This is a genomic window from Candidatus Atribacteria bacterium (assembly GCA_011056645.1).
Taxonomy (GTDB): Bacteria; Atribacterota; Phoenicimicrobiia; order Phoenicimicrobiales; family Phoenicimicrobiaceae; genus Sediminicultor; species Sediminicultor quartus.
Window position 1 is genome coordinate 1 of sequence record DSEL01000021.1, and the last position, 8,071, is coordinate 8,071.

7 protein-coding genes are annotated in these 8,071 nt (G+C 35.1%); all 7 read left to right on the forward strand.

Translation table 11 applies throughout. The features are described 5' to 3' along the window. The coding region (locus tag ENO17_00990) for a hypothetical protein (GenBank protein ID HER23634.1) at positions 1–794 on the forward strand (794 nt) is incomplete at its 5' end. 16 nt (positions 795–810) lie between these two features. After that, entirely contained in the window at positions 811–1,365 is a 555-nt protein-coding gene (gene hpt, locus ENO17_00995; protein HER23635.1) for a hypoxanthine phosphoribosyltransferase, read from the forward strand. 253 nt (positions 1,366–1,618) lie between these two features. Next, positions 1,619–3,496: an ATP-dependent metallopeptidase FtsH/Yme1/Tma family protein gene (locus ENO17_01000; GenBank protein HER23636.1), complete on the forward strand. Its 1,878-nt coding sequence runs from the start codon at positions 1,619–1,621 to the stop codon at positions 3,494–3,496. Between the two features lie 18 nt (positions 3,497–3,514). After that, positions 3,515–3,730 carry a hypothetical protein gene (locus tag ENO17_01005; protein ID HER23637.1) on the forward strand — a complete coding sequence of 72 codons (216 nt, stop codon included), beginning with the start codon at positions 3,515–3,517 and terminating at the stop codon, positions 3,728–3,730. A gap of 266 nt (positions 3,731–3,996) precedes the next feature. Then, complete coding sequence (locus tag ENO17_01010; GenBank protein ID HER23638.1) at positions 3,997–5,598, forward strand: peptide ABC transporter substrate-binding protein; 1,602 nt, start codon at positions 3,997–3,999, stop codon at positions 5,596–5,598. 200 nt (positions 5,599–5,798) lie between these two features. Further along, positions 5,799–7,046, forward strand: a complete 1,248-nt coding sequence (locus ENO17_01015; GenBank protein ID HER23639.1) for an integrase — start codon at positions 5,799–5,801, stop codon at positions 7,044–7,046. A gap of 143 nt (positions 7,047–7,189) precedes the next feature. Further along, positions 7,190–8,071, forward strand: an 882-nt coding sequence (locus ENO17_01020; protein ID HER23640.1) for an ABC transporter permease, incomplete at its 3' end; no start/stop codon positions are given.

An 8,071-nucleotide genomic window follows, 5' to 3' on the forward strand; every position in this document is an offset into this window, starting at 1 on the left:
GGAGTATAGTCTGTGAAGTTTCAGAATTTCTAAATAGAGAAACAGAATATTTTTTTAAAGAGGTTGCAAAACGAGAAAGTCGTGAAATAGTAGTGATTAATTTAGAAAAATTTATCCCTCTCCCTTTAGCCTTAAAGAGGAGGATCATTCGAAAATCTATTGAAATTGTAAAGGGCAACCTTTTTTCCATTAGCTTTGAGCATAACAATGCAATATTAAAACTTACCGAATACCAATTGGGCGAAAAAGAAATTTGCCTTCCTGATCATTTAAAGGCTGCGAAGATTTATGACAAAATAAAAATTTATAAAGAAAGAATTTCTAAAGATCAAATTGAGAATAGAACTATGCCCTGGGAATACGATATCTTAATTCCCGGGGAAACAGAAATTAAATATTTGGATATGAAGATTGAAGTAAAAATACTAAACGCTACAGACCAAAAATCTTATTTGCATTCTACAGTAGAAAGAACTAAAGAGGAATTTTTGGAATATATTGATTACTACAAAGTTAAGCTTCCTCTCAAGTTAAGGAATAGAAGGAATGGGGATAGATTTTTTCCCTTAAAGATGAAAGGTATAAAAAAAATTAAAGATTTTTTTATCGATAACAAAATTCCTAAGAGTTACCGAGATTTAATTCCTATTTTAGTTGATAGTGAAGATAAAATAATATGGATTATGGGAATAAGACTGGATGACCGGGTAAAAATTAACTCTGATACTAAAAAACTACTCTGTGTAAAAACAAAAATAAAGAATCCTTTTCTGCTGGAAATTTTTAATTTTTAAGGAAGGAGAAATGAAAATGCTAAAAAATAATGAAATTAATGAGATTTTGATTACAGAAAAAGAGATTAGAGAAAAAGTCCTCGAACTTGGAGAAAAAATAACCAAGGATTATCAAGATAAAAATATGGTTTTTATAGGTGTATTAAGGGGAGCAGTCATATTTATGGCTGATTTAGCTCGAGCAATTTCAATTCCTATGGTCTTTGATTTTATGGCTATTTCCAGTTACGGAGCAGCCACAGAGTCTTCCGGAGTAGTAAGAATATTAAAAGATCTTGATGAAACCATTGAAGGAAAGGACGTCTTGGTTGTTGAAGATATAGTAGACACCGGATTGACTTTGAATTATCTGCTTCGAATATTAAAATCACGTAAACCTGCCAGTTTAAAAGTCTGTACACTTTTAAATAAAAGTACTAGAAGGAAAGTTAAGGTTAAAGTTGATTATTTGGGATTTGATATTTCTAATAAATTTGTAGTCGGTTATGGTTTGGATTATGCTGGAAAGTTTAGAAACGTGCCTTTTGTTTTTACCCTTAATCCCAAAATATACAAGGGAGAGTTGAAATAAAATCGTATCTTGCATCTCGCATCTCGTGAGGATCCCAAATGCTATATACTATAGCAAGGGATACGAATTTAGTTTTAGGTTTCACGTTTTTTGCTTTAAGTTTTTAGTTTAATGTTGGCACAATACAATTCACGATATAGGAGATAGGATTTTGTGTTTGTTTTTATATAGGAAATATGCTAAAATTACTTGTAATAAGCCTATAAAATAAACTAATTACAAGAAATTTGTGACAAAAAAGGAGAATTTTTTCTTGACTAAAATACCTAATTTTAATAAAAAAGACTTTAAGGGAAATAAAAACTACAGAAACATCGGATTATATTTACTGATGTTAATTATTTTTATTTCAATTATCAGTTCGTTTTTTGAACCTAAATCTGTAATTCAACGAGAGCTAACCTATTCTGAATTTTTAAAGGAAATTGAAATAAATAATGTATCTAAAGTTACCATTATTGATAATTCAATTACCGGTATACTAATGGACGGTACGGAATTCTCTACTTATTCACCGGATGACCCAGAGATGATAAATACTCTTCGAAGTAAAAACATAGTCATAGAAGCTAAACCTCCGGTAAAAGTGTCTTGGTGGATGCAATTGCTTTCATCTTTATTGCCCATGCTTTTAATTATTGGAATCTGGTTATTTATGATACAACAAATGCAAGGTGGAGGTAATAAGGTTATGTCCTTTGGCAAGAGCAAAGCCAAACTTTTGGGCAAAGAAACCCCCAAGGTAACTTTTAAAGATGTGGCAGGAATTGACGAAGCAAAAGAGGAAGTTGAAGAAATAATAGAATTTTTAAAAAATCCGGCAAAATTTAAGAAATTGGGAGCTAAAATACCCAGAGGGGTTTTGCTTTATGGTCCTCCTGGTGCAGGCAAAACATTACTGGCCAGGGCTATTGCTGGTGAGGCAGGAGTACCATTCTTTAGTATTAGCGGCTCTGATTTTGTAGAGATGTTTGTGGGAGTTGGTGCTTCTCGGGTAAGAGATTTATTTAAACAAGCAAAGGCTAATGCTCCTTGCATCATTTTTATGGATGAAATCGATGCTGTAGGAAGACATAGAGGAGCAGGTTTAGGAGGAGGGCATGATGAGAGAGAACAAACCCTAAATCAACTATTGGTAGAAATGGATGGGTTTGACCAGAATATAGGAATCATCATGATTGCCGCTACTAACCGTCCGGATATTTTAGACCCCGCTTTATTAAGGCCTGGAAGGTTTGATAGACGTATTGTCATAGATAGACCAGATATACTGGGCCGGGAAGACATCTTAAAGGTTCATACCAGAGGGAAACCTTTGGGTAAGGATGTAGATATTAAAGTATTAGCCAGAAGGACTCCTGGATTTGTCGGTTCTGATTTAGCAAATTTAGTAAACGAGGCAGCTTTGTTAGCTTCTCGAAAAAGCAAAAAGGATATTGGAATGGAAGAGTTAGAAGCCGCTATAGATAGAGTTATTGCTGGACCGGAAAGAAAAAGTAGACTGATTAGCGAGAAAGAGAAAGAGATAATTGCCTATCATGAATCAGGTCATGCTTTAGTAGCCAAGTTATTACCTAATTGCGACCCGGTTCATAAGGTTTCAATCATCCCCCGGGGAAATGCAGCTTTGGGTTACACTTTGCAGCTTCCTACCCAGGATAGATATTTAATTAGTAAATTAGAATTAATGGATAGATTAGCAGTTTTATTGGGAGGAAGAGTAGCCGAAGATTTAATATTTAAAGATGTAACTACTGGTGCACAGAATGACCTGGAAAGAGCTACCAAGATTGCCCGTCAGATGATAACTGAGTATGGAATGAGTGAGACTATTGGTCCTATCACTTTAGGAAGGAAAGAACATCAAATATTTTTAGGTAGAGATATTTCTGAACAGCGTGATTATAGTGAAGAAATTGCTAATAAAATAGATAAAGAAGTAAGAAAAATTATAGAAAGTGCCTATACTCAAGCTAAAGATATTTTAATTAAAAATAAAAGAAAATTAAAAAAAATTGCTCGTAATTTAATAGAAAGAGAAACTTTAGAGGGAAAAGATTTGGATGATTTATTAAATGGAATAAAATTAGCTAATTTGACTAAATTTCAAGCAAACTTTTTACTCATTTAAAAAAGGAGGTGGAAAGAAATGAAGGAGCAGGATGTTGATGCGGTTAAAGAGAAAGAAGGTAAACATGAAGTAGATAAGAAAAAAAAGGAAGATTGGCACAAAAAAGAAAAGATAAAAATGGTTGAGCAAAGAAAAGAATACATGAACTATATTAAAGGAGTTATGCACAAAAAGGGATTTAATCCAAAATTAAAGAAAGATAAATTTTTAGGCGGGGTAAGAGGAAGAGGATAAAAAATATAAAATATTTTTAAAAAAAGAAGGATTTTTAATCCGAGATATTGTATATATAAAAATACAGAAAGTTAATTCGCCTTTTCGAGCGTATTTTGAGTAAGGGAATTTTATTTAAGTAAATTTTAATTAATATGATTGACCGATATGAGTAAAAATAACGAAAAGGCATATTAAAAAAAAGGGGGTGCGTGAAAAGAAATATAAATATTTGAAAGTTTTTTCTATTACGTTAAGTAAAAAAACAAAGGAGGAAAAAAGTAATAATGAAAAAAAATATTTTAATTTTAATATTATCGCTAATCTTAATAATTGGAATGAGTTTATCTGTTTTGGGAGCCCAAAAAGAAATATCTTGGCAGATTGGCTCTGAACCTCCATCTTTAGATCCTTGCTTGGCTACCGATAGCATTTCTATTGATATGGTCGAAAATCTTTTTCTGGGTTTAACCGATTTAGCCTATGATATCAACACAAGCGAAACAACAGTTATGCCAGAATTGGCAACTGACTGGGAAGTTTCAGAAGATGGTTTAGTTTGGGCTTTTCATATGAGAAAAGATGTGGTATGGAGCGATGGGAAGCCGGTTACTGCTCATGATGTAGAATATGCAGTTAGGAGAACCTGCGATCCGGCTACTGCCTCAGATTATGCCTATGTTCTCTATATAATTAAAGGAGCCAAAGAGGTAAATACCGGTGAAATCACTGATCTAAGTCATATCGGAGTTAAGGCAATCGATGATTATACTATTCAATTTGCCTTAAATCATCCCGCTGGTTATTTCCCGAGCATTGCTGGAATGTGGGTTGCCAGACCTGTACCTAAATGGGCTATTGAGAAATACGGTGATAGTTGGACTGAAGCGGGAAAAATCGTCACTAATGGCCCCTATCTTTTAAAAGAATGGAAGCATGAAGATGAAATAGTAATGGCAAAGAATCCTAAATTCTATGATGCGGATAAAGTAGATATTGATATAATTCATAGTGTGATTGTTGTAGAAGATTCTACCGCAATGGCTATGTATGAAGCTGGAGAATTAGATTCAACACCTTGTCCTTTAGAAGATATAGACCGGGTAAAAGCTGATCCTGTTTTGAGCAAAGAATATGTCAATATGCCTGACGTTTGTACTTATTACTACGGATTTAATACAACCAAACCTCCATTCGATAATGCATTAGTCCGAAAGGCTTTTTCTGCCGCTATTGATAGACAGAGTTTAATCGACTTTGTACTTAAAGGTGGACAGTCTCCTGCTACTACCTTTACCTGTCCGGGAATGTTCGGACATATTCCACCCTCGGAAGGGGTCGGTATACCTTTTAATAAAGAAGCTGCAAGAAAATATTTAGCCGATGCGGGATATCCAGAGGGAAAAGGATTACCAGAAATTACACTTATGTTCAATACCTCGGAAGCTCATGGAAAAATTGCTCAGGCTATACAACAGATGTGGAAGGAAAATTTAGGAGTGGATGTAAATATTACTAATCAAGAGTGGGCAGTGTATTTAAAAACCACCATAGAAGATCCTCCACAGATTTGGCGGATGGGATGGTGTGCTGATTATGCTGATGCCAATAACTGGGTTTATGAAAATTTCCATTCTACCGATAGTGATAATAGGGTAAGATGGAATAATCCTGAATTTGACAGGGTAGTGGAACAGGCAGCCCGTGAATCTGACCCAAAGAAGAGATATGAACTTTACAAACGTTCGGAACAAATTCTTTGTGAAGAAGTAGCTGCTATAGCTCCTATTTACTTTTACACGGTATCATGGATGGTTAAACCTCATTTATACCGTACATTCTCACCCTTGGGCGGTCAGCATTTTAACCAGTGGAAAATTATAGAATAAAGCCCTTGAAAGGATTATTATTAATTTGAAATTGAATTTTTCTTGAATGTTTTTTGAATAACCGTGCAGGCTGGGAAATTTTAAAAAGACTGCACGGTTATTTTTAGTCATGGAGTCTTATCCAGCACAAGATGAGCCTGAAATTGAAATCTAAAAGTCAAAATATTTGACCAGCCAAATGCAAGAGTCATAATAGCTATATGATGATGGTAGTTATGATGAATGACTCTAAATTAAATAGACTGACTCAAATAAAAAGCTTTTTATCTGAAACAGAGGCTGTAGAATTTAAAAAGAGATCCAAAAAAGAGGCTTATGGTTGGATAGAGGAGACACTAGGGAGATTTAACTATTTTATTCTCTCTAAAAAAGAAAAAGGACTAATCAGGAGATATCTCATGAAAATAAGCGGCTATTCCAGAGCCCAGCTAACCAGACACATAAACCAATACCGAGAAGAAGGTCAGCTCAGAATAAAAGAATATGAACGACATAGATTTGAGAAAAAATACACCAATAGGGATATCCAACTCCTGGCTAAGACCGCACAGTTACATGATTCTCCCAACGGAGCTGCCTTAAAGAAGACGCTGGAACGTATGGCCAGGGAATATGGGAAAGAAGAATATCTAAATATTGCCAACATCTCGGTATCTCATATCTATAACCTGAAGAAGAAAGTGCCCTACCTGCGCAGTGTATCTTTCTATCAGAAAACTCACAAAGGCAAGGGAAAAGCCATTGGTGTCAGATGTAAACCCCAACCGCAAGGCAAACCGGGCTATCTCAGGGTAGATACCATGCACCAGGGGGACCAAGAAGGCCAAAAGGGAGTTTATCATATCAATACCGTAGATGAGATTACCCAATGGCAGGTGATCGGAGCCACAGCAAAGATTACAGAAGAATATCTTCTTCCTTTATTGGAGAAGATAATAGCCAGTTATCCTTATCGGATTATTAATTTCCATGCCGATAATGGCTCAGAATACATCAATAGAAAAGTAGCAGAAATGTTAAATACTTTATTAATCAAACTAACCAAAAGTAGACCCAGACATACCAATGATAATGCTCTAATAGAGACCAAAAACGGCTGGGTAGTCAGAAAATGGTTAGGTTATAGCTATATCAAGCGAGAATATGCCCCCAGGATTAATGATTTTTATTTCGGCTGTTTTCATGAGTATTTGAACTTTCATCGTCCCTGTGCCTTCCCAAGGGAGATCATAGACAGAAAAGGAAAGATCAAGAAGAAATACCGATACCAGGACTATATGACGCCCTATGAGAAATTGAGGAGTATCTCTGATGTCCAGAAATACCTGAAAGAAGGCATTGGCCTGGAGATGTTAGATAAAATATCTAAAAGATATACTGATAATGAGATGGCTCAAAAAGTACAGCTTGCCAGAGATAGATTATTTGATAAAATAGTAGCAGCATGACTCTTGCTTTCAGGCTCATATTTGGATTAGAAAAGAGTCATGGTTATATTATTTATTTTTTTATGGTATAATTTTTTTATATATAATTAATTTGTTAATAAGAATTGCATTTTTTATAGAAATAAGAAAAGAAAGGAGAAAATATGGCCAATTATATTATCAGGAGAATTTTATGGGCAATACCGGTGTTGTTGGTAATATCCTTAATAACTTTTAGTTTAGGTCATGCTATCCCTGGAGGACCTTTTGACCGGGAAAAACCATTACCAAAAGAAATTATTGCTAATTTAGAGGCTTATTACGGTTTGGATGACCCTCTATGGAAACAATATACCGATTATCTTTGGAATGCCCTTCATGGTGATTTTGGCCCCTCTTACTCTTCTCGAAGCAGAACGGTCAATGATATTATAAGCGAACATTTTCCTGTTTCCACCCAATTAGGAGTATTAGCTTTGATTATAGCTATGATAGTAGGAATTCCTTTGGGAATGATTGCTGCCTTAAAACAAAATTCTTATATTGATTATTTCGCAATGTTTTTTGCATTGCTTGGAGTGTCGGTTCCGGCAATGACCTTAGGCCCTATACTGGTCTGGGTTTTTGCTTTAAAATTAAATATGTTACCAGTGGCTCGTTGGGGAACCTGGCAGCAGGCTATCATGCCTGCTTTTACTCTGGGTATAGGTAGTGCTGCTATACTGGCAAGATTAACCAGGGCGAGTATGTTACAGGTGATCAGGGAAGATTATATCAGGACAGCGAGGTCAAAAGGTGTTTCTGAGAAAAATGTAACCATTCATCATGCCTTGAAAAATGCACTTATTCCGGTAGTGACTGTTATTGGTCCTTTGTTTGCTGCTTTAGTTACCGGTTCATTAATTGTAGAGCAAATTTTTGCAATTCCCGGTTGTGGGAAATATTTTATTACCAGCGTTACTAACCGTGATTATCCGGTGATATTGGGTATAATGTTACTTTATGCATTTATTATCATTGTAGCAAATTTAGTAGTAGACTTGACC

Excerpts from the sequence above, each read along its gene's own strand:
- hpt (HER23635.1), top strand. The coding sequence starts at position 811 with ATGCTAAAAAATAATGAAATTAATGAGATTTTGATTACAGAAAAAGAG.
- ENO17_01005 (HER23637.1), top strand. The coding sequence starts at position 3,515 with ATGAAGGAGCAGGATGTTGATGCGGTTAAAGAGAAAGAAGGTAAACAT.
- ENO17_01010 (HER23638.1), top strand. The coding sequence starts at position 3,997 with ATGAAAAAAAATATTTTAATTTTAATATTATCGCTAATCTTAATAATT.
- ENO17_01015 (HER23639.1), top strand. The coding sequence starts at position 5,799 with ATGATGATGGTAGTTATGATGAATGACTCTAAATTAAATAGACTGACT.